The sequence below is a fragment of the Desulfovibrio desulfopostgatei genome (assembly GCF_053570645.1).
In genome coordinates, this window is record NZ_JBRBQS010000002.1 from 413,151 (window position 1) to 432,863 (window position 19,713).

Annotated in this window: 16 protein-coding genes; 7 read left to right on the plus strand and 9 right to left on the minus strand. The window is 58.5% G+C overall.

Annotated elements, in window-relative coordinates; translation table 11 throughout:
- The first annotated feature begins 31 nt into the window (after positions 1–31).
- From ACUZ9Q_RS01815 to ACUZ9Q_RS01835, 5 genes are all read left to right on the plus strand, one after another.
- The gene (locus ACUZ9Q_RS01815; protein ID WP_215647951.1) at positions 32–1,417 is read left to right on the plus strand and encodes an FAD-binding oxidoreductase; all 1,386 of its coding nucleotides are present in this window, start codon (positions 32–34) and stop codon (positions 1,415–1,417) included.
- Between the two features lie 120 nt (positions 1,418–1,537).
- Positions 1,538–2,833 carry a (Fe-S)-binding protein gene (locus tag ACUZ9Q_RS01820; protein WP_215647952.1) on the plus strand — a complete coding sequence of 432 codons (1,296 nt, stop codon included), beginning with the start codon at positions 1,538–1,540 and terminating at the stop codon, positions 2,831–2,833.
- A gap of 246 nt (positions 2,834–3,079) precedes the next feature.
- A complete protein-coding gene (locus tag ACUZ9Q_RS01825; protein WP_192112290.1) occupies positions 3,080–3,706 on the plus strand; it encodes a LutC/YkgG family protein in 627 nt (208 codons plus the stop codon).
- Positions 3,707–3,709: 3 nt separating this feature from the next.
- The gene (ldhH, locus tag ACUZ9Q_RS01830; RefSeq protein WP_192112291.1) at positions 3,710–5,860 is read left to right on the plus strand and encodes an L-lactate dehydrogenase (quinone) large subunit LdhH; all 2,151 of its coding nucleotides are present in this window, start codon (positions 3,710–3,712) and stop codon (positions 5,858–5,860) included.
- Positions 5,861–6,125: 265 nt separating this feature from the next.
- Entirely contained in the window at positions 6,126–7,814 is a 1,689-nt protein-coding gene (locus ACUZ9Q_RS01835; protein ID WP_192112292.1) for an L-lactate permease, read from the plus strand.
- A gap of 130 nt (positions 7,815–7,944) precedes the next feature.
- Here the strand turns inward: ACUZ9Q_RS01835 and ACUZ9Q_RS01840 are convergent, their stop codons facing one another.
- The 3 genes from ACUZ9Q_RS01840 to ACUZ9Q_RS01850 form a co-directional block, all read right to left on the minus strand.
- Entirely contained in the window at positions 7,945–8,349 is a 405-nt protein-coding gene (locus ACUZ9Q_RS01840) for a hypothetical protein (RefSeq protein ID WP_449247218.1), read from the minus strand.
- A 238-nt stretch (positions 8,350–8,587) separates the two neighbouring features.
- Entirely contained in the window at positions 8,588–9,094 is a 507-nt protein-coding gene (locus tag ACUZ9Q_RS01845) for a hypothetical protein (protein WP_227118276.1), read from the minus strand.
- A 189-nt stretch (positions 9,095–9,283) separates the two neighbouring features.
- A complete protein-coding gene (locus ACUZ9Q_RS01850; RefSeq protein WP_215647955.1) occupies positions 9,284–10,408 on the minus strand; it encodes an alpha/beta hydrolase family protein in 1,125 nt (374 codons plus the stop codon).
- A gap of 84 nt (positions 10,409–10,492) precedes the next feature.
- Here ACUZ9Q_RS01850 and ACUZ9Q_RS01855 point away from each other — a divergent pair, with 84 nt between their 5' ends.
- Entirely contained in the window at positions 10,493–11,137 is a 645-nt protein-coding gene (locus tag ACUZ9Q_RS01855) for a DedA family protein (protein WP_449247219.1), read from the plus strand.
- A gap of 3 nt (positions 11,138–11,140) precedes the next feature.
- Here ACUZ9Q_RS01855 and ACUZ9Q_RS01860 read toward each other — a convergent pair whose 3' ends face one another.
- From ACUZ9Q_RS01860 to ACUZ9Q_RS01875, 4 genes are all read right to left on the minus strand, one after another.
- Positions 11,141–12,622: an ATP-binding cassette domain-containing protein gene (locus ACUZ9Q_RS01860; RefSeq protein ID WP_449247220.1), complete on the minus strand. Its 1,482-nt coding sequence runs from the start codon at positions 12,620–12,622 to the stop codon at positions 11,141–11,143.
- Between the two features lie 34 nt (positions 12,623–12,656).
- Positions 12,657–13,484, minus strand: a complete 828-nt coding sequence (locus tag ACUZ9Q_RS01865) for a histidinol-phosphatase (RefSeq protein WP_227118273.1) — start codon at positions 13,482–13,484, stop codon at positions 12,657–12,659.
- A 281-nt stretch (positions 13,485–13,765) separates the two neighbouring features.
- Positions 13,766–15,184, minus strand: a complete 1,419-nt coding sequence (gene gltA / locus ACUZ9Q_RS01870; RefSeq protein ID WP_192112299.1) for an NADPH-dependent glutamate synthase — start codon at positions 15,182–15,184, stop codon at positions 13,766–13,768.
- A complete protein-coding gene (locus ACUZ9Q_RS01875) occupies positions 15,174–16,016 on the minus strand; it encodes a sulfide/dihydroorotate dehydrogenase-like FAD/NAD-binding protein (RefSeq protein WP_022657761.1) in 843 nt (280 codons plus the stop codon). Before ACUZ9Q_RS01875 ends, gltA begins: the two co-directional genes overlap by 11 nt.
- 298 nt (positions 16,017–16,314) lie before the next feature.
- Here ACUZ9Q_RS01875 and ACUZ9Q_RS01880 point away from each other — a divergent pair, with 298 nt between their 5' ends.
- Positions 16,315–16,599, plus strand: coding sequence for a hypothetical protein (locus ACUZ9Q_RS01880; RefSeq protein ID WP_192112300.1), 285 nt, complete (start codon positions 16,315–16,317; stop codon positions 16,597–16,599).
- Between the two features lie 500 nt (positions 16,600–17,099).
- Here the strand turns inward: ACUZ9Q_RS01880 and ACUZ9Q_RS01885 are convergent, their stop codons facing one another.
- Both ACUZ9Q_RS01885 and cobM read right to left on the minus strand, forming a co-directional pair.
- Entirely contained in the window at positions 17,100–18,581 is a 1,482-nt protein-coding gene (locus ACUZ9Q_RS01885) for an aldehyde dehydrogenase family protein (protein WP_192112301.1), read from the minus strand.
- A 340-nt stretch (positions 18,582–18,921) separates the two neighbouring features.
- Positions 18,922–19,710, minus strand: a complete 789-nt coding sequence (gene cobM, locus ACUZ9Q_RS01890) for a precorrin-4 C(11)-methyltransferase (RefSeq protein ID WP_192112302.1) — start codon at positions 19,708–19,710, stop codon at positions 18,922–18,924.
- Between the last annotated feature and the right edge of the window lie 3 nt (positions 19,711–19,713).

Here is a 19,713-nt window from a genome sequence, read left to right on the forward strand (position 1 = left end):
GACGTTCATGACGGACTTTTAAGGAGGCCTTATGGCAAGCCAGGCGTTGATTAAGGATTTTGAAGACATGATCGGCAAGGAAAACGTGTTCAGTTCCGAAGCCGACCGCATGAGCTATTCGTATGATTCTGCGGTGTTGCCGCCGGTCATGCCTTCTTTGGTGGTGCGCCCCACTACCAAGGAACAGCTCGGCCAGTGTGTGAAAAAATTGTATGACAATGGTATCCCCATGACCGTGCGCGGCGCGGGAACCAACCTTTCCGGCGGCACCATCCCGGACAAGTCCGAAACTGTGGTCATTCTGACCACCGGCCTTAACCGCATCATTGAAATCAATTCTGACGACCTCTACGCTGTGGTGGAACCGGGCGTCATTACTGCTGAATTTGCGGCTACGGTTGCCAAGAAAAATCTTTTTTACCCCCCCGATCCGGGTTCCCAGGCTGTGTCCACCCTCGCGGGCAACATTGCTGAAAACGCTGGCGGCCTGCGCGGCCTCAAGTACGGCGTTACCAAGGATTACCTCATGGGCATCGAATTTTTCGACGCCACGGGCGAAGTGGTCAAGTCCGGTTCGCGCACGGTCAAGTGCGTTACCGGTTACAACCTTGCCGGCATGATGGTGCAGTCTGAAGGCACGCTGGGCGTTATTTCTGAAGCCATCCTCAAGCTCGTGCCGCCGCCCAAGGCCTCCAAGGCCCTGATGGCCGTGTTCTCTGACGTGCAGGACGCCGCTGACGCTGTGGCGGGCATCATCGCCGCCCACGTTGTGCCCTGTACTCTCGAATTCCTCGACAACAACACCATCGTGCGCGTGGACGACTTCACCAAGGCTGGTCTGCCGCGCGAGGCTGGCGCCATCCTGCTCATCGAAGTGGACGGCCACCCTGCCCAGGTTGCTGACGATGCCGAAGCCGTTGAAAAGGTGCTGAAGGCCAACCACGCCACTGCCGTGCACGTGCCCAAGGACGCCGCCGAAAAGTTCAAGCTGTGGGAAGCCCGCCGCATGGCCCTGCCCGTGCTGGCCCGCGCCCGGCCCACCACCGTGCTTGAAGACGCCACCGTGCCGCGTTCCCAGATCCCCGCCATGGTCAAGGCCGTCAACGACATCGCGGCCAAGTACCGCCTTGAAGTGGGCACCTTTGGTCACGCTGGCGACGGCAACCTGCATCCCACCTTCCTGTGCGACAAGCGCGACGCCGACGAATTCAAGCGCGTGGAAGAAGCCATCGACGAAATGTTCGATACGGCTATCAAGCTGAAGGGTACGCTCTCCGGCGAACACGGCATAGGCACCGCCAAGTCCAAGTGGATGGAAAAGGAAACCTCACGCGGCACCATTCTGTTCTCGCAGCGGCTGCGCCGGGCTCTTGACCCCAAGGGACTGCTTAACTCCACCAAGCTGGTGGGCATCTAGGCAGTTCGCTCCGGCATTGCAGAGGCGGGGTCTTTTGGCCCCCGTCTTTTCCGGGGGCTGCCCGCCCAGTGCGGGCGCTACCGGGCAAGAGCAAAAATTCAACCGCTCCAGGAGCGTTTCATGAGTACTATGCACGAACTGGCCCAGCGCCTTATGGCCCTGGACGACAGGATCACTGCCTGCATGAAATGCGGCATGTGCCAGGCCGTGTGCCCCATGTTCGGCGCCACCGGTATGGAAGCCGACGTGGCTCGCGGCAAGCTGGCCCTTATTGACAACCTGGCCCATGAGATGATTCAGGACCCTGCGGCTGTGGCCGAAAAACTGGGCCGCTGCCTTTTGTGCGGTTCCTGCCAGGCGTCCTGCCCGCCCGGCGTCCAGATTATGGACGTCTTCATGGAAGCCCGTGAAATCGTAAACGAGTTCATCGGCCTGCACCCGGTCAAGAAGATGATCTTCCGTTCGCTTCTGACCAAGCCTGGCCTCTTCAACTTCGCCATGCGCGTTGGCGCGCCCATGCAGGGCCTTATCTTTGGCTCGAGCAACGACGCGCAGGGTACCGTGTGCGCGCCTCTGCTCAACTTCATGCTGGGCGACCGCCACATCCACCCCCTGGCAAAAACGCCTCTGCACGCCCGTTACGGCGCGCTTGACGAACCCCGCCGCGCTGGCGGGCTCAAGGTGGCGTTCTTCCCCGGCTGCGTGGGTGACAAAATGTACACCGATATGGCAGAAGCCTGCCTGAAGGTGCTGCGTTATCACAACGTGGCCGTGTTCATGCCCAAAAATCTCACCTGCTGTGGCATTCCGGCGCTTTCGTCCGGTGATGCCAAGGGCATGGTGGAGCAGATGCGCGTGAACGTGGAAGCCCTCAAAAACGGCGACTTCGACTATATTCTCAGCCCCTGCGGTTCCTGCACCTCCACGGTCAAGGAACTGTGGCCCCGCTACGCGCATCGTCTGGGTTCTGCCGAAAAACGCAAGATTGAAGAACTGGCCGCCAAGGCCATGGACATCAATGCCTTCCTGGTGGATGTGCTCAAGGTGCAGCCCGCCGAGCAGGCTCAGGAAAACGCCGTCAGCGTGACCTACCACGATTCTTGCCACCTCAAGAAGTCGCTTGGCGTTGTCAGCCAGCCCCGTTCCGTTGTTGCGGCCAACCCGGCCTACAAGATCACGGAAATGGCCGAAGCTGACCGCTGCTGCGGCTGCGGCGGATCGTTCAACCTCTTCCACTACGATTATTCGCGCAAGATCGGCCAGCGCAAGCGCAACAATGTGGTAGCTTCCGGAGCCAAGATTGTGGCCGCCGGTTGCCCTGCCTGCATGATGCAGCTTGAGGACGTGCTTTCGCACAACCATGACTCCGTGCGCGTCAAGCACACAGTGGAGTTGTACGCTGAAAGCCTGAAGTAACATGCGAGCGCGGCGGGGGACTGTGGTTCCTCCGCCGCGTTTATCAACCCGGCGGTTATTCTGCCAGAATGCCCATCTGAAGAAGAGCCGTGGGGGTTTGTTTCGGAAGCTATGGGCGTGTTACGCCGTTCGCAGGAATATGAGCGCAAACAATGGCAGCGGGTGAATCCGGCCCTCTGCACACTATTTTTCGCGGCGAAGCTGCATGGTTCAAGAACCCGGCGTGTTTTGAAAAAGGAGTTGTTTATGACACATCAGGAATTGGTAGAAGCCTTTTCCGCCAAGGCTGCGGCTGTTAACGCCGTAGTGCAGGAAGTGCCCAACATGGCAGCCGCCTTGCAGTATGTTGTGGACGTTTGCGCCAACAAGGCTCCCGCAGAGCTTTTGGCTGACGAACCCGGCACGGAACAAGGCCCCCTTGGCCCCAATAAGGTTCCCACGCGCGTACAGCGTGTGGTGGCAGCGCCGCAGCTTGGCGACGCCGATTTTGCCGCGCTGGCAGCTGCCTGTGAAGAAAAAGGTTTTTTGTGCATCCGCGAAGGGCTGCGCAACTATCTTGCCGGTATTGACGTGGGCGTCTCCACTGCCGAACTTGGCGTTGCCGCCAGCGGCACCTGCCTGCTCAATACCGACAACGAAGACGTGCGCCTTACGGGCATGATCTCGGAAGTTTCCGTGCTGATGCTGCGCAAGTCCACCATCTACCCCGATCTGCCCTCCATAGCCCAGTTGCTGCGCGAGCGCATGAACGAAGGTACTGCCACGTACACCACACTGGTGACTGGCCCCAGCCGTACCGCCGACATTGAGCGCGTGGCTGCCGTGGGCGTGCATGGGCCGCTGGAACTGCATATCATTCTGCTGGAGGACTAACCCATGCATGACGCCCTCAAGAGCTCATCGGGATATCATAAGGAACTGGACGAAGCCCTGAACGACGAATTTCTGCGTCGCACCCTTGATACCTTTGCCGTGGCCTACCGCGCCAACCGCGAAGCCGTGTTCAAGGAAGTGGACGAGAAAGCGCTGATCAAGCAGATCGCCGACGCCAAGGACTACGCCTGTCAGCACATGGACGAACTGTACGCTCAGTTCAAGGCCGAAGCTGAAAAGCGCGGCGTGCACGTGCACCGTGCCGCCACCGCTGCCGAAGCCAACGACATGATCGTTCGCATCGCCAAAGAAAACAAAGTGAAGAAGGTGGTCAAGTCCAAGTCCATGACCGCCGAAGAAATCGGCCTGAACACCGCGCTGGAAGGCAACGGCCTGATCGTGGACGAAACCGACCTTGGCGAATGGATCATCCAGCTGCGCCACGAAGGTCCTTCGCACATGGTTATGCCCGCCATCCACCTTTCGCGTTATCAGGTGGCGGACGACTTCACCAAGGCCACCGGCGTCAAGCAGGATTCTGACGTGCAGCGTCTGGTCAAGGTGGCCCGCGTGCAGTTGCGCCGCAAGTTCATCGCCGCCGATATGGGCGTGAGCGGCTGTAACTTTGCCGTGGCCGAAAACGGCGCGATCTCTACCGTGACCAACGAAGGCAACGCCCGCATGGTTACGACCCTGCCGCGTGTGCATGTTGCCATTGCCGGTCTGGACAAGCTCGTTGCCAAGCTGGACGATGCTCTGGTGGCCCTTCAGGTGCTGCCCCGCAACGCCACCGCCCAGCGCCTTACCTCCTATGTTACCTGGATGTGCGGCGCAGGCCCCTGCGCAGCCAATGCCGACGACAAAAAGATTCTGCACGTTATCTTTCTTGATAACGGCCGTACCGAAATCGCCAAGGATCCCCTCTTCTCGCAGGTGTTCCGCTGCGTGCGCTGCGGCGCTTGCGCCAACGTCTGCCCCGTGTACCGCCTCGTGGGCGGCCACAAGATGGGCTACATCTACATTGGCGCCATCGGCCTGATCCTTACCTACTTCTTCCACGGCAAGGATCGCGCCCGTATTCTCAGCCAGAACTGCATGGGCTGCGAATCGTGCGCCAATGTGTGCGCTGGCGGCATCGACCTGCCGCGTCTTATCCGCGAAGTGCGCTCGCGCCTCAACGTGGAACAGGGCGCGCCCATTGAAGCCAACCTGCTTTCCGCTGTGATGAAGAACCGCAAGCTGTTCCACAAGCTGCTCAAGTTCGCCAGCTTCGCCCAGAAGCCCTTCACACGCGGGGCGCAGTTCCAGCGCCATCTGCCTGCCGTCTTCCTTGGCAAGCACAACTTCAAGGCTCTGCCCGCCATTGCCAACAAGTCCTTCCGCGACCGTTGGCCCGAACTGGCCCCCAAGGTGCAGAACCCCACCTTCCGCGTGGCCATCTTCAGCGGTTGCGCCCAGGACTTCATCTACCCCGAAGAACTGGAAGCCTGCGTGAAGATTCTGGCCGCCAAAAACGTGGCCGTGGACTTTCCCATGGAACAGTCCTGCTGCGGCCTGCCCCTCGAAATGATGGGCCAGCGCAAAACCTCCATGGACGTGGCCAAGCAGAATATTGCGGCCTTCCGTGGCGGCAACTACGACTACATCATCACGCTGTGCGCCAGCTGCGCCGGTCATCTCAAGCACCACTACCCTGAAATCCTGGATCAGGATTTCTCCACGGTGGAAGCTCAGGCCTTTGCGGCCAAGATCATCGACTTCAGCTCCTTCGTACATGACGTGCTGGGCCTCAAGGCCGAGGACTTCAACAAGTCCGCGCAGAAGGTCACCTACCATGCCTCGTGCCACCTGTGCCGCGGCCTGGGCGTCAAAAAGGCCCCCCGCGATCTCATTGGCGATGCGGCTGAATACGTGCCTTGCGAGGAAGAAGAAGTGTGCTGCGGCTTTGGCGGCAGCTACTCTGTGAAGTTCCCCGAAATCTCGGCCCAGCTGCTGGACAAGAAGATCGCCAATATGAAGGCCACCGGCGCTGACCGCCTGGTGGTGGACTGCCCCGGCTGCGTCATGCAGATCCGTGGCGGTGCTGAAAAGCAGGGCCTCAAGATAAAGGTCGATCATATTGCCGAACTTCTGGCTGAAAATCTGAAAAAATAATCCAACGAAACATCTTCCTGCGGGTGGAGAGCTGAGGCTCTTCATCCGCAGGAAAGTTGAGGGATGGTTTCGGCTCTCCACTGTGGGGAGGGCCGAAACCTGGTCTGTCCCCTTGCGCTTGGGGACGGAAAAACTCTGGCTGAAACCCCGTAAAGCAATGCGGCAGCATTGCGTTAACATCATCCTGCCAGGCGGCGAGGTGTAAAACTGGGCAGTGTGTGCTGAGAATGGGAGCATCTCACTGCTTCACAAATGCGGAGGCATTATGTCTATTGGAATGTTGGCCCTTTTAGCTATTATCCCCATCCTTGTTGCACTCATTTTTATGGTTGGCCTGCGGTGGCCAGCGACCCGAGCCATGCCTCTGGCCTGGCTGGTCTGCGTCATCTGCGGACTTGTGGGTTGGAAGCTATCTCCCTCCTATCTGCTTGCTCTGTCGCTCCAGGGCGTTGTCGTTGCCATTGGCGTTCTGATTATTGTTTTTGGCGCAATTCTTATTCTTTATACTCTTGAAGAAAGCGGCGGCATGGAAACCATCCAGTGCGGCATGCAGGGCGTCAGCCGTGACCGCCGTCTGCAAGCCATCATTATTGGCTTCATGTTTGGAGCCTTTATTGAAGGCGCTGCCGGCTTTGGCACTCCTGCCGCTCTTGCCGCGCCCCTGCTGCTTGCTCTGGGCTTTCCGGCCATGGCCGCAGCCGTGGTCTGCCTGGTGTTCAACTCCGTGCCAGTTACCTTTGGCGCAGTGGGCACGCCTGTTATCGTTGGTTTCAGCTTTCTTAAAAATCTTGTGGCGGAATCCGTTGCCGCCAACCCCAATTTGCCCTTCCAGAATTATGACGGGTTTGGTGCGGCTGTAGGCCAGTGGGCGACCTTTATGCATGCCCCCATGGCAATTATCCTGACCATTTTCATGCTGGGCTTCATGACCCGCTTTTTTGGCAAGGAAAAGTCCTGGTCTGTTGGCTTTGCCGCCTGGAAGTACTGCGTTTTTGCGGGTGTTTGCTTCCTTGTGCCGTACCTTGCCTGCGCGTGGTTGCTTGGCCCTGAATTCCCCGCTCTGCTTGCTGGCCTGCTTGGTCTCGGCGTTGTGGTGTGGGGTACCAAAAAGGGATTTTGCGTTCCCAAGACGGTGTGGGAATTTGCCCCGCATACAGAATGGGACAAAAGCTGGACTGGCTCCGTGCCCCCCAGCACCAAGACAGAATTCCGTGCGCACATGACCCAGCTCCAGGCATGGTTGCCCTATGTGCTGATCTGCATCCTGCTGGTGCTTTCGCGCATTCCTTCGCTGGGGCTCAAGGCTTGGCTGCTGAGTTTCAAGCTGAACTTTGTTGATATCCTGGGATTCAAGGGCGTAAACGCTTCCATTGATTATCTGTATCTGCCCGGCACGTTCTTTATCGTGGTGTCGCTCATGACGATCACCTTGCACAAGATGCCCAAGGCCGCGGTTTCCCGAGCCTGGGGCGAAAGCCTGCGCAAGATGAAGTCCCCCACCATTGCCCTGATCTTTGCCGTGGCGCTGGTGTCCATCTTCCGTGGTTCTGCGACAAACCCCATTGATGTGCCCTCCATGCCTTTGGCTCTGGCTCAGGCAGTGGCCGCGGTGGCTGGTTCTGTGTGGCCTGTTCTGGCTGCCTTTGTGGGTGGTCTTGGTGCCTTTATCACTGGCTCCAACACGGTTTCTGACCTTATGTTTGCTGAATTCCAGTGGAACATGGCTCAGGCCCTGCACCTGCCCCGTCAGATCATCGTTGCGGCTCAGGCCGTTGGCGGCGCCATGGGCAACATGGTCTGCGTGCACAATATCGTGGCTGCCTGCGCGGTTGTGGGCCTGTCGGGCCGAGAAGGCGAGGTCCTGCGCCGCACGTTCTGGCCCTTCATGCTCTACGGCACCATCGTGGGCATTATCTGCACCGTGCTGGTGATGCTTAATCCTGGCGTGTTCTAGAATGCTGGCGGCATAGCCGTAGCACATATGTTGAAAAGGCCGCTCAGCAATGCTGGGCGGCCTTTGCGCATAGAGCGGGCTGGCGGGCTGATGGATATGTCTGGATAATCCTTTGTGGAATTCTGTTTCACTAATGGCTGCGCTGTTTATCTGGAAGTTGCTTCCAGTACCAGTTGCTCACGAGCGTATCGTCACGTGACGCCCATTCACCGCATGATTCAAAATAGTCCAGCACGCTCTGTTCCCTGAGGCTGAGCTCAAGGCCGGAACGTGCCATCTGGCGCATGCGGATAAAGATCACCAGACATTCAAAGAGCGAAAACAGATCGTCAGTCTCCAGGGCATCCTGCTTCAGGTATTTTGTAAATTCCTGATAAAAGGGGTTGTGCTCGTCAACTATGGCATCATAGTCCGTGCTGAATTCCTTGAGTGACATAATGCCTGAACGAAAGTGTTTTTCAAAGGGGCACTCATGATCCTGTCCTGCTTTGGCACAGAGGCGCTGCATAAGTTCCAAATGATCTGAAAGCGGCATAGCTTGTCTCCTGAGACAAAATGTTCTGCTTAAAGATAGCTTATCTTATATAAACATTCAAATCAAGCAGACGAAAAAAAAGCCCGCTCTTGTACCGGGCGGGCAGTCGCAAAAACAATTTTAAAAGGCAGCGTTTGAAGCTAAAATTATTTAACTTGTTTGCCCAATGGGCTGTTTGAACAGTAAAAAAGTTTTTTTGATTTTTTGTTAAAAGTAAAAGTTGCTTTTTGCAATTAGGTTAACGCTGGTTGCGCCGTGGTTGCAGATACTGCGGCTGAAAAAGCAGGCGATACTGCTTCACAGTGGACAGCCGCTGGGGGGCTGTTACTTCACCTTCGATAGACAGCGCCTTGTCGGAAAGACCAAAGGGTTGGAGCTGTCCGGGCGGAACATCCATGTGTGAGAGTCTTTCGCCGCTGACATTGAACACCGGAAGGCTGCTGGAAGAAGAGCCCGCCATGAGCACTGCGGTAGCATTGGCCGAAGGCGAGACGTTTTTTCCAGCCGCGGAGCGCTGCGAGGTGGCGTTAAGCAGGCTTGGCATGGAGACTTCGGCCCGGCGCAACACATCAATAAAGTCGTTGCCGGTGCGGCCAACAAAGGTCACGAGCGAAGAACCGTCGCCATATACAAGCAGGCTGACGGGCATGGTGCCGCCGTGTATGCCAAAGTAGGCAGGGCGCGCGCCAGCTGGCATGACCACCCAGCCTTGCTGTTCTGGCAATCCCTGGCTGTCTGTGCTCAAGGCGGTTGCGGGGACTAGGGCCGCCAGTAAAAAACAGAACAAATAAATTGTGTTCCGCATATTATCCTGTTCCGGATAGGGAAATTTGCATGTTACGGTATGATTCTACCGCCATGCCACACCCTTTAGTGAGCCGAGCGGCAATTGTCAAGGCGGCTGAAAAGGCGCATGCCCTATGCCTTTACAAGCCTAGCCGGGGCGTCGTTTTTTGGATTTTGGCGCAGGCTGCGTGGCTGGCTCTGGCGCTGCCTTTTGCTGCTGGGGCGTCAGGTCGGGCGGCGGCGGAATCTGGGGCAGATTCTGCGCATTGCCAAGGTAGTGTAGAAAAAAATCGCCCAAGGATTCGGTCATGCGCCTGTGGATTGCACCCCGCGTTTCTTCTGTGACCGAACGGCACAGCTCCGGCAATTCCATGGCCAGAGATTCCGGGCAGGGCGCCATGAGCGCACCCGTGTCTGCCTGCGGCAGGCTCAGCCAGCGAGGCTTTTTATCCATAAGCTCAAATATGCGCCTCGCATGCAGGGCGGGGTTGTTCAGGCTGTCATTGGGAGCAGCCATGATCAGCAGAGGCGGGTAGAACCAGTGGAACGACTGGCGCGAAAACAGCATGCCAAAGCCGGGCGCAACTGCCGCTATGGCGCGGATGCGCGTGTCGGCGAGGCTGCGTGTGAGCGGCAGGTTCTTGCACAGCGATTCCATGCGTTCGCGAGCCCATGTATTGCAATACATGTCGTTTGGCGCAGTACGCGAGCAGTAGCTGGCCCATCCCTCGCAGTCGGGCAGCGCACCACCCAGCAGCAGAGCCGCCGCGCCGCCAACGCCAAAGCCGATTACTCCGATGCGCGAGGCGTCAATGCTGGGCTCCACTTCCGGATCATGCAGGAGCAGGTCAATGCTGCCAGAAAGTTCATGTGCGCGATTTTCAAGCTGCTGCCAGGTCAGCAGGTTGTCCATGTTGTCCATGTTGTCGCCAGGGTGGTTGGGGGCAGCCACTACAAAGCCCAGCGATGCCAGCCAGGCGGCGGTATCATGGTACGAAAAACGCGTTCCTGCGGTATCGTGCGAGAGCAGAAGCAGGGGGAAACGCCCGTCCACCGCCTTGCCAGCGCGGGAGGCGGAAATCTCCCATGGGGCATAGTTGAGATCACGCGGCGGGCGGGATGATGGATACCACACATTCACATCCAGGCGCAGACCTGTTTCCGGCGACCACTGGCCAAGCGTTCTGAAACCAACCATATAAGTGTCGGCAGCATTGGCAACAGGAGCGAACAGAATCAGGGCAAGGACAGCTATGGTGGTGAGTACGCGCATGGCTGTGTTGTGCCACAAGCGGCCTTGGGGTACAAGAGCAGACCGAAGGCGCGCCTACGCGCCCGATGAGGGAGATCAGCCTTTATGGAACTACTGAGCAGCTTTGTCAGTTTTATTCTGCACATAGACGTGCATTTGTTTGAGCTTGCCGATCAGTACGGGCTATGGCTTTACGCCATACTGTTCGTCATTGTTTTTTGCGAAACAGGCCTTGTGGTAACCCCCTTCCTGCCGGGCGATTCCCTGCTGTTTGCCTCCGGCGTGGTGGCCGGGGCCGGGCTTTTGGGCTATGGCGAAGTGATGGGCGTACTGCTGGCGGCAGGCATACTGGGCGATGCGGTGAATTACTTTATCGGGCGGCATGTGGGGCCAGCCATTTTTTCGCGCGAGAATCGTCTTATCAAAAAGTCCCACCTGATCAAGGCGCACAATTTTTACGAGCGGCACGGCGGCAAGGCTATTGTGCTGGCCCGCTTTGTGCCCATAGTGCGCACCTTTGCACCCTTTGTGGCGGGCATTGCCCTGATGCATCCGCCCACGTTTTTTCTGTTCAACATCACGGGCTGCGTGCTCTGGGTGGGGGGGCTGGTTTCCGCCGGGTACTTTCTCGGCAACCTGGAATGGGCGCGGCAGAACTTCAGCCTGATTGTTTACGGCATCATTATTATTTCCGTGCTGCCCGTTGTTATTGAAATCGCGCGTTCCAAGTTAGGGAAGGGCAAGAATTAGGCCCTACAGCACCACACGCAGGCGTCCGCCTTCCATATGCGCCTCCCTGTTGATGCACAGGGGGGCGTCTTCATCATGGTGGGACACAAAAACCATCTGGATGCCCTGTAAGGCAAGCTGATCCAGCAGATGCAGGTACTGGGCGCGGCTTGACGCATCCAGGCCGGAGCAGGGTTCGTCCAGCAGCAGGATATCCGGCCCGCCCACCAGGGCGCGCGCCAGGAACAGGCGGCGCAACTGCCCCGTGGACAGATGGCGGATGGATTGCCGCCCAAGCTGTTTCAGGCTTTCGGGGTTTTCATCGGGAAACATCTGGGCCATGCGGCTTGTGGCCTCGGCCCGCTCGGCATCAGAAAAACGGCGGTATACGCCTATGCTGTTGTCAAAGCCTGTGCAGACCATATCAAGCGCATTGAGGGAATAACCATACAGAGCCTGCGAAAGATCTGATACAAGGCGCACGCCCTTGCGCAGGGCTTCGAGGGTGTCTACCTGCCCGCCCTGACCGGGCAGCCAGCGGTCAAATCTTCCCCCGGCGGCAACAAATTCGTCACCTGCCAGCAAACGCAGCAAGGTGGATTTGCCCGAGCCGTTGGCCCCGGTGATGCGCCAGTTTTCGCCCTGATGCATGCACCAGCTGATGTCGTGCAGCACTTCCTGCCGATCAATGAATACGGTGACGTTATCCAGATCAAGCATGGCGTGCCCGCCGTTGAGGACGTGCTCTGCGACGCCGGAGGCATTGTTGCTCTGCGCCGTCTTTGGCGTTTTTTCACTGCCCTCGGACGCAGGCGGCGCAGTGAGCAGGCGGCCATTACGCACATAACGGCGGCCAGCGCACCAGTCGGGAATATTTGCGGCGCGGTGCGCCGTCATCACGACCGTACAGCGGCTGGCGTATTCACCGAGGGTCTCAAAAAAAATCTGGCGATAGCGTTCGTCAAGGCCTTCATCGCACTCGTCAAGCAGCAGCAGGGTAGGCGCGCGCAGGAGGGCGCGGCCAAGCAGCAGCAAACGCAGCTGCCCCTGCGAAAATGTGGGCACAGTGCGCTCAAGCAGGCCCTCGGCGTCAAGCCGAGCGGCCATGTCTTCCACTGCCTGCCGCCTGTAGGCAGTGCTGTCGGCATAGACCAGTGGGGTATCTTCAAAGCCTGTGAGCAGCAGGTCGCGGCCCGTGAGATCCCATGCCTGCCGCTGATAGTTTTCCTGCTGCGCAGGAGAGACAAGGCTTGTCATGCCCCTGCCCGCCAGCGGGGAATCTTCCGGGCCGTCAGGCCCGTGCCACTGGATGCGCCCGTGGGCGGGCCACAGCTCGCCGCGCATGAGCCGCAGCAGGGTGGACTTGCCCGAGCCGTTGGGGCCAATGAGCGCGCAGTGCGCGCCGCGCCGCACCTGCCAGTTGATGTTGTGCAGCACATGCTTCTGGCTGGCGTCGCCGGGCAGGAAAAGACTTACGTCATCAATGGATACGATAATTTCGGACATACATGATCCGTGGTGTCAAAGGCATGTGCCGTTTTTACAGAGGCAGCACAATCCGCTGGCCCCGATTAAAAATGGTGTACTCGGCAAAGCCAAAGGCGCGCGCGTAGGAGGCCAGCCGGGCAAAACCGTAGCCCACGTCATCGGTGCCGTGCGCATCTGAAGCGAAACTCACGGGCAGGCCCATCTGCGCGGCCATGAGCATGATGGGCGGCGCGGGGTATATCTCGCGGCAGGCCTTGCGCAGGCCCGCGGAGGATATTTCCATGCTCATTCCCATGCGTTGCAGGGCCGCAAGGCCGCGTTGCACCAGCGCCATGCTTTCCGGCTTTGCCAGCCAGATGTGGAACTGCTCCACAGAGAAAATCTTGATGAGGTCAGGGTGCGCGGCAATGTTGAACAGGCCGGATAGGATCATGCGCTCCCATGCTTCAAAATAGGCATGGTACTGCTTGTCGCATTCTTCCTGCGAAAAGGCTTTCCACGGCTCAGCGCCGTCGTCAAAGCCCCAGTGGCCGATAAAGTGCACGCTCCCAAGCAGGTAATCAAAGTCAAAGGCGGCGCAGGAGGCGTGGGTGTAGTCCTCCTGCCCTTCAAGCCAGTCCATTTCCATGCCGAACAAAACGCGGCAGGGGCCATTGGGGTTGGCGGCTTTGAGGGCGCAAACCTCGCGCACGTAGTCCGGCAGGTGGCGGGTCAGTTGCTCGCGGTATTCGTGTGTGTAGTCAAAGCCAACGGGCCGGGGAGAATGCTCGGTAAAGCCCATGTATTCTAGCCCCTTGGCCTGGGCGGCAGCGTACATTTCTGCCGGAGTATTGCCGCCGTGCGAATACTTGGTGTGCGTGTGCAGGTCTGCGAGAATCATGCTGATCTTCCTGAGTATGCCTGGGCCGCGCCCTTGGCCCGCCGGAGATGCCATTCCGGCCCCTGAAAGGGGATGTTGCCGATATAAAAGGGCCTGCCATGGCGGCGCAGGGGGTGGCAGGTCTGATGCTGGTGTGAACTCTGACGTGAGTATGACCGCGAACTGCAGGTCTGGCAAGCCGAGGTCAATGGGCAGGCTGAATTGTTGTCTTTTTATGTATGGGCTATGAAAAAAGGGAGCCTCCAGCGGAGGCCCCCCTTTTATCAGATGCCGGGCTGCAATCAGCCTGCGATTCTTTTGACTATTTCCTGTCCGGCCTTGCGCCCTGCGCCCATGGCCAGAATGACCGTGGCCGCGCCGGTGACGATGTCGCCGCCCGCAAAGACGTTGGGAATGGAGGTTTCGCCAGTGGCCTCATCGGCCTCGATGTAGCCCCACTTGTTCAGTTTGAGCTCAGGGGTAGCCTCGAGGAGGATGGGGTTGGAGCGGGTGCCCAGAGCCACAATGGCAAGGTCGGTGGGCAGATCGTATTCCGAGCCTTCCACAGGCACAGGCCTGCGTCGACCAGAAGCATCGGGCTCACCCAGTTCCATACGCTGCAGGGTTACGGACTGAAGGCGCATTTCCGCATCGCCGTTGAAGCGCAGAGGGGCTGAAAGCATGGCAAACTGCACGCCTTCTTCCTCCGCATGTTCCAGCTCTTCCAGACGGGCGGGCATTTCAGCCCTTGTGCGGCGATAGACCACATGCACGCTTTCCGCGCCCATGCGCAGGGCAGTGCGCGCCGCGTCCATAGCCACGTTGCCCGCGCCGAACACGGTAACGTGCTTGCCGGGGTAGGCCGGAGTGTCCTGCGAGGGGAAGTTGTAGGCGCGACCAAGGTTGACGCGGGTGAGGTATTCGTTAGCGGAGAACACGCCCACCAGATTTTCGCCGGGAACGCCCAAAAAGACGGGCAGGCCAGCGCCAACGCCGATGAAAATGGCGTCGTACTCCTTGCGCAGGTCGTCAATATCAATGGTGCGGCCACCCACGGAATTGAGGTGGAAGTCCACACCGGCCTGACGCAGGCCGTTGATTTCCGTGGCTACCACGGTCTTGGGCAGGCGGAAGGCGGGGATGCCGTAAATAAGCACGCCGCCGGGTTCGTGCAGGGCTTCAAACACGTCAACCTTGATGCCTGCGGTGGCGCACACACCAGCACAGGTCAGGGATGAAGGGCCGGAGCCGATGCAGGCCACCTTTTTGGCTCCCAGGGGCAGGGCGCAGGCATTGGTGCCGGTCACCTGCTCACAGGCTGTGGTGGCGATGTACGTATCTGCCACGAAGCGCTCAAGGCGACCAATGGCCACGGGCTGGCCCTTGGCCTTGAGTACGCACTTGCCTTCACACTGGTGCTCCTGGGGGCACACGCGGCCGCACACGGCGGGGAGGCTGTTGGTGGTCTTGATGATGCGGTAGGCGGCATCCATGTTGCCCTCGGCAACCTGATGGATAAAGTCGCGGATGGGCACTTCAACAGGGCAGCCCGAGACGCACAGGGGCTTTTTGCACTGAAGGCAGCGGCTGGCCTCGGCCTGAGCCATTTCCCTGGTGTAGCCAAGGGCGACTTCTTCAAAGTTGGCCCGGCGCACTTTTGCGGGCTGGCAGGGCATGTCCACACGGGGAGCCACGGTCTTTTTGGGCTTGCTATTCTCCATGGCTGACTCTCCGGTATTCTTCAATGGAAATGGTTTCCTGCTCCCGGTAGGCGGCCAGACGGCGGCGCAGTTCGGGAAAATCCACTTCGTGACCGTCAAATTCGGGGCCGTCCACACAGGCGAACTTGGTTTTGCCGCCTACGGTGACGCGGCAGGCGCCGCACATGCCGATGCCGTCAACCATGATGGGGTTGAGGCTGACCGTGGTCTTGACGCCAAATGGGCGCGTGGTTTCCGCCACGGCGGCCATCATGGGCACGGGGCCGACCGCAACGACTTCAAACACGTCCTTGTCTTTTTCAAGCCGGTCGCGCAGAAGCTCGGTAACAAGGCCCTTGTGGCCGTAACTGCCATCGTCCGTGGAAACAAGCAGTTCATCCACAAAGGATTTGAGCTCGTTTTCAAAGAGCAGCAGGTCTTTGCTGCGAGCGCCGATAACGCCCACGACCTTGTTGCCGATGCGTGCATGGCCCTTGGCAATGTGGTGCATGGCGGCAATACCGGTGCCGCCGCCCACGCATACGACCGTGCCGCGTTTTTCAATATGGGTGGGGTGGCCCAGGGGGCCGCAGACGTCAAGAATGGCATCTCCAACGCCGAGTGCTTCAAGCATGGCGGTACTCTTGCCCATAACCAGATACACTATGGTAATGGTGCCGTTTTCCCGGTCAGTATCTGCAATGGTCAGCGGAATGCGCTCGCCCTGTTCGCTCATGCGCAGCATGACGAAGTGGCCGGGGCGCGCTTTTTGCGCGATTTGCGGCGCGTGGAGCACCAGTTTGCTGGTTTTGCCCGGGATCAGGCTTTCCTTGTGCAATATAGGTGTTGGCATAGGTTCTCCTCGTCAGGCATCTGAGTTGCTGCATGGTAGCTGCGATCGAAATTACTTGCAAGTAACAGTTTTATCGTATCTCTTTTACATGACTGATATAATTTGTTCTCCGTTTTTACTTTGCGTTTGTGGGCATGCAATGGGCCTTTTTTTTAGACGTAGCCTAAAGATCTGGCCTAATGTTCCGATAAAAATCTTGACGAGTGGGGAAGGGGAGACGGTACGAAACCAAACAAGGAGGCGGACAGGGCCAACCCCTTTGCAAGGAAGCAAGTGATCCATTCATGGAGGAATGGTCATGTCGCAACACATCGGTGACGTTTTCCAGTTGGGAGCCTCGCCGCCTGAATTGGCCGATGATCCATCACACAATCGTGATCTGAGGCTGGTTGAGCGGTATCTTGCAGTTCTGGAAGAAAACAAAAAGGCATGCCGCTCGGCTTTGACTGATGCGGATATGGCTTTGGACATGGCGGGTTTTGTGCGGCGGCAGTTGCGCAGACCTGCCCAGATGCCCAGGATGTCTCCGGCCTTGCTGGCCCTGGCTCTTGTGCGGCGCGTCCCTGACGCGCCCGAACAATAAACCGGACGGACTTCTACGTTGAATTCCGGCCCGGATGCAGAACGACCATGCGTTCTCAATGCAATATTAACAGTGCATTGCAGAACACAAACCACTAGCATCACTTTTCCGTGACATGATAGGGGGCATGGCAGTCCGCAATCCATGACGAATTCTCCACTCATAGAGAGGCGGGGGCGTGGGGCCTCTGCCTCTCGCGTTTTATGCGCCGCAGCTATCTTCAGTCAGCGATGGCCCGCCTCTCGTGCTGTCGGGCAGCGGCAGCACCGAAAAGATTGAGCCGGTCGCGGCTTTGCCGCGCCGACAGCGAAAGCTTTTCGTGCCTTTAGCCGAGCACAGCCTCGGCGCTGTGAGCTTGTAGCGGGGGCGTGGGGCCTCCGCTTCTCGCGTTTAATGCGGGGTGCTCAGGTTTGCCCCACCCGCCAGAGAAAACGGCCCCTTCCGGGGCCGTTCTGATACGTCGGCAACCGCCCAGAGCGTTCGCCGCATGTGTGCGGATGCTAGGGATAGAATCCCGTGGGCTTTTCCGACAGGTTGATGAGGATGTTTTTTTGTTGGGTGTAGTGCTCAAGAATGATCTTGTGCGTTTCACGCCCGATGCCTGACTCCTTGTGCCCGCCAAAGGGCGCGCCAGCCGGAATGCTGTTGTAGGTATTCACCCACATGCGGCCTGTTTCAATGGCGCGGCTTATGCGCATGGCCCTGTTGATGTCGCGTGTCCAGACCGCGCCGCCCAGGCCGTAGGGGCTGTCGTTGGCCATGCCCACAACTTCTTCTTCCGTCCTGAACTTGATGATGACCGCCACGGGGCCGAAGATTTCGTCCTGAGCCACACGCATGTTGTTGGTGACGTTGCCGAGCAGGGTCGGACGCATGAAGCAGCCCTTGGCAAGTTCTCCATCCGTGATGCGCTCGCCGCCGCAGAGTACGGTGGCGCCCTCCGCCTTGGCCTGCTCAATGCAAAGCTGAATGGCCTTGAGGTGCGATTCATAAATCTGCGAACCCATCTGGGTTGCAGGATCCCACGGCAGGCCGACCTTGACGCGGTTGAAACGCTCCACGGCTTCTGCCACAAACTGGTCGTAAATGTCCTCATGCACAAACACGCGCGACCCGGCGCAGCATACCTGCCCCTGGTTGAACAGAATGCCCATTTGCAGGCCGTCCATGGCCAGATCCCACTGACAATCGGGAAAATAGATGTTGGCCGATTTTCCGCCCAGCTCAAGGGTGGAGGGAATGAGGCGTTTTGCCGCTGCAAGGCCAACCTGACGGCCAACTTCTGTAGACCCGGTGAAGGCCAGCTTGCGGAAGCCTGGATGTTCAAGCATGAACTGGCCGGAGCGGGAGCCGCGCCCTGTGATGACGTTGAACACCCCCTTGGGCAGCACGTCTGCAATAAGCCGCGCCAGCTCCAGCACGGAAAGCGAAGTATGGTTGGAAGGCTTGAACACGGTGCAGCACCCGGCGGCAAGCACGGGGGCCAGCTTCCAGGCAGCCATGAGGAAGGGGAAGTTCCACGGCACAATCTGGCCCACAACGCCTATGGGTTCGCGGAACACCAGCGACATGGTGTTTTCGTCCAGCATGACGGCAGTGCCTTCATCAGCGCGCACCACCCCGGCAAAGTAGCGGAAGTGGTCGGCGGCAAAGGGAACGTCCACATTCATGGTTTCCCGTATGGGCTTGCCGTTGTCCAGCGTTTCCACCATGGCGAGGTGTTCTTTGTTGGCATCAATGATGTCTGCAATTTTCAGCAGCATATTGGCCCGTTCAATGGGGTCGATCTTTTTCCAGCCGCCCCAGGCCTTGTTGGCAGCCGCCACTGCTGCGTCCACGTCTTCCTTGGTGGCTTCGGCGCAGGTTGCCAGGCGTTCGCCATTGGCGGGGCAGAACGTTTCAAACGTGCCGCCGTCAGAGGCCTGCTTCCACTGGCCGTCGATGAATAGGGAGTACGAATCCTGAATGTCCGGTTTGTTCATGAATCACTCCTTTTTTTAAAACAATGATTGTCTAAAAAGACAATAAGGGAGATATATGGATTGCAAATCCATATAAAGTAGTAGATTTTTGTTTATGCTGACATGATCTGATACATATTGTGAAAAAAAATACAATTAAATATTGTATATTTTAAACCATGCAACATTACAAAATCTGCTTGTTGTGTGATAACTAAAACAATACAAGCGTATTTTGCAAACGTGTCACGCTATTATTGCGTAACAGGATGGCTTGTTCAAAAAAGATATGGGATTCAAGCGGGATGCGTAAAAGCACACTGCCTGAATCCCATATTAATGGTGGTATGTCGGAATGAAATCAGCTTTTGGCTGCGCGGTAGCCGTGCGAAAAATCGGCGGCGTACAGGCGGGAGGGCGCGCCCTCGCAGCTTTCTGCGGGCAGCACAAGAAAAACGGTCTGACGGGTGAGGTTGTGGCTGGTTATGCACTGGGCCAGTTCGCCCAGCGTGGTCCAGTGCAGTTGTTCCTCGGGCCAGCTGACCATGTGGGCGCAAAAAATGTGTGTTTCGGGCGGCAGGCTGCGCGAGAGTTCGTCCTGAAGAGCCTGAGCCGACGCTGCGGAGAGGTATACGGCCATGGAGGCCCCATGCTGCGCCAGCAGGTGCAGATGCTCACGCGCCGGGACGGGGGTACGGCCCTCAAGGCGGCTGATAATGAGGCTCTGGGTTACTTCCGGCACGGTAAAGGTAATGCCCGCCGCAGCCGCAGCCGCACAGGCGGCGGTAACGCCCGGCACCACACGCCAGGGGATGCCGTCCGCATCCAGCAGGGCGGCCTGCTCGCGCAACGCACCGTACAGGGATGGGTCGCCCGTATGCACACGGGCCACGGAGCGGCCCGCCAGCGCGGTTGCCCGCACCAGCGCATGGCACTGCTCAAGATTCAGCGGGGCGGAATCCACAACCATGGCGTTGGGCGCGGCACAGGCCACCACCTCGCGCGGCACCAGCGAACCTGCATAGAGCACGAGGGCGGCCTGTTCAATGGCCTTGCGCCCCTTGATGGTCATGAGGTCTGGATCACCCGGCCCTGCGCCCACAAATGTAACGATGCCGGGCGTGATCCCGGTCTGCTGCGCGCTGTCCATGCG

Bases quoted from the DNA above. Each gene is read 5' to 3' on its own strand.
- ACUZ9Q_RS01835 (WP_192112292.1), top strand. From the start codon at position 6,126: ATGTCTATTGGAATGTTGGCCCTTTTAGCTATTATCCCCATCCTTGTT.
- ACUZ9Q_RS01825 (WP_192112290.1), top strand. From the start codon at position 3,080: ATGACACATCAGGAATTGGTAGAAGCCTTTTCCGCCAAGGCTGCGGCT.
- ACUZ9Q_RS01820 (WP_215647952.1), top strand. From the start codon at position 1,538: ATGAGTACTATGCACGAACTGGCCCAGCGCCTTATGGCCCTGGACGAC.
- ACUZ9Q_RS01865 (WP_227118273.1), bottom strand. From the start codon at position 13,484: ATGATTCTCGCAGACCTGCACACGCACACCAAGTATTCGCACGGCGGC.
- ACUZ9Q_RS01875 (WP_022657761.1), bottom strand. From the start codon at position 16,016: ATGCCAACACCTATATTGCACAAGGAAAGCCTGATCCCGGGCAAAACC.
- ACUZ9Q_RS01860 (WP_449247220.1), bottom strand. From the start codon at position 12,622: ATGTCCGAAATTATCGTATCCATTGATGACGTAAGTCTTTTCCTGCCC.
- ACUZ9Q_RS01840 (WP_449247218.1), bottom strand. From the start codon at position 8,349: ATGCCGCTTTCAGATCATTTGGAACTTATGCAGCGCCTCTGTGCCAAA.
- ACUZ9Q_RS01850 (WP_215647955.1), bottom strand. From the start codon at position 10,408: ATGCGCGTACTCACCACCATAGCTGTCCTTGCCCTGATTCTGTTCGCT.
- ACUZ9Q_RS01815 (WP_215647951.1), top strand. From the start codon at position 32: ATGGCAAGCCAGGCGTTGATTAAGGATTTTGAAGACATGATCGGCAAG.
- ACUZ9Q_RS01885 (WP_192112301.1), bottom strand. From the start codon at position 18,581: ATGAACAAACCGGACATTCAGGATTCGTACTCCCTATTCATCGACGGC.
- gltA (WP_192112299.1), bottom strand. From the start codon at position 15,184: ATGGAGAATAGCAAGCCCAAAAAGACCGTGGCTCCCCGTGTGGACATG.
- ACUZ9Q_RS01855 (WP_449247219.1), top strand. From the start codon at position 10,493: ATGGAACTACTGAGCAGCTTTGTCAGTTTTATTCTGCACATAGACGTG.
- ldhH (WP_192112291.1), top strand. From the start codon at position 3,710: ATGCATGACGCCCTCAAGAGCTCATCGGGATATCATAAGGAACTGGAC.
- ACUZ9Q_RS01880 (WP_192112300.1), top strand. From the start codon at position 16,315: ATGTCGCAACACATCGGTGACGTTTTCCAGTTGGGAGCCTCGCCGCCT.
- cobM (WP_192112302.1), bottom strand. From the start codon at position 19,710: ATGGACAGCGCGCAGCAGACCGGGATCACGCCCGGCATCGTTACATTT.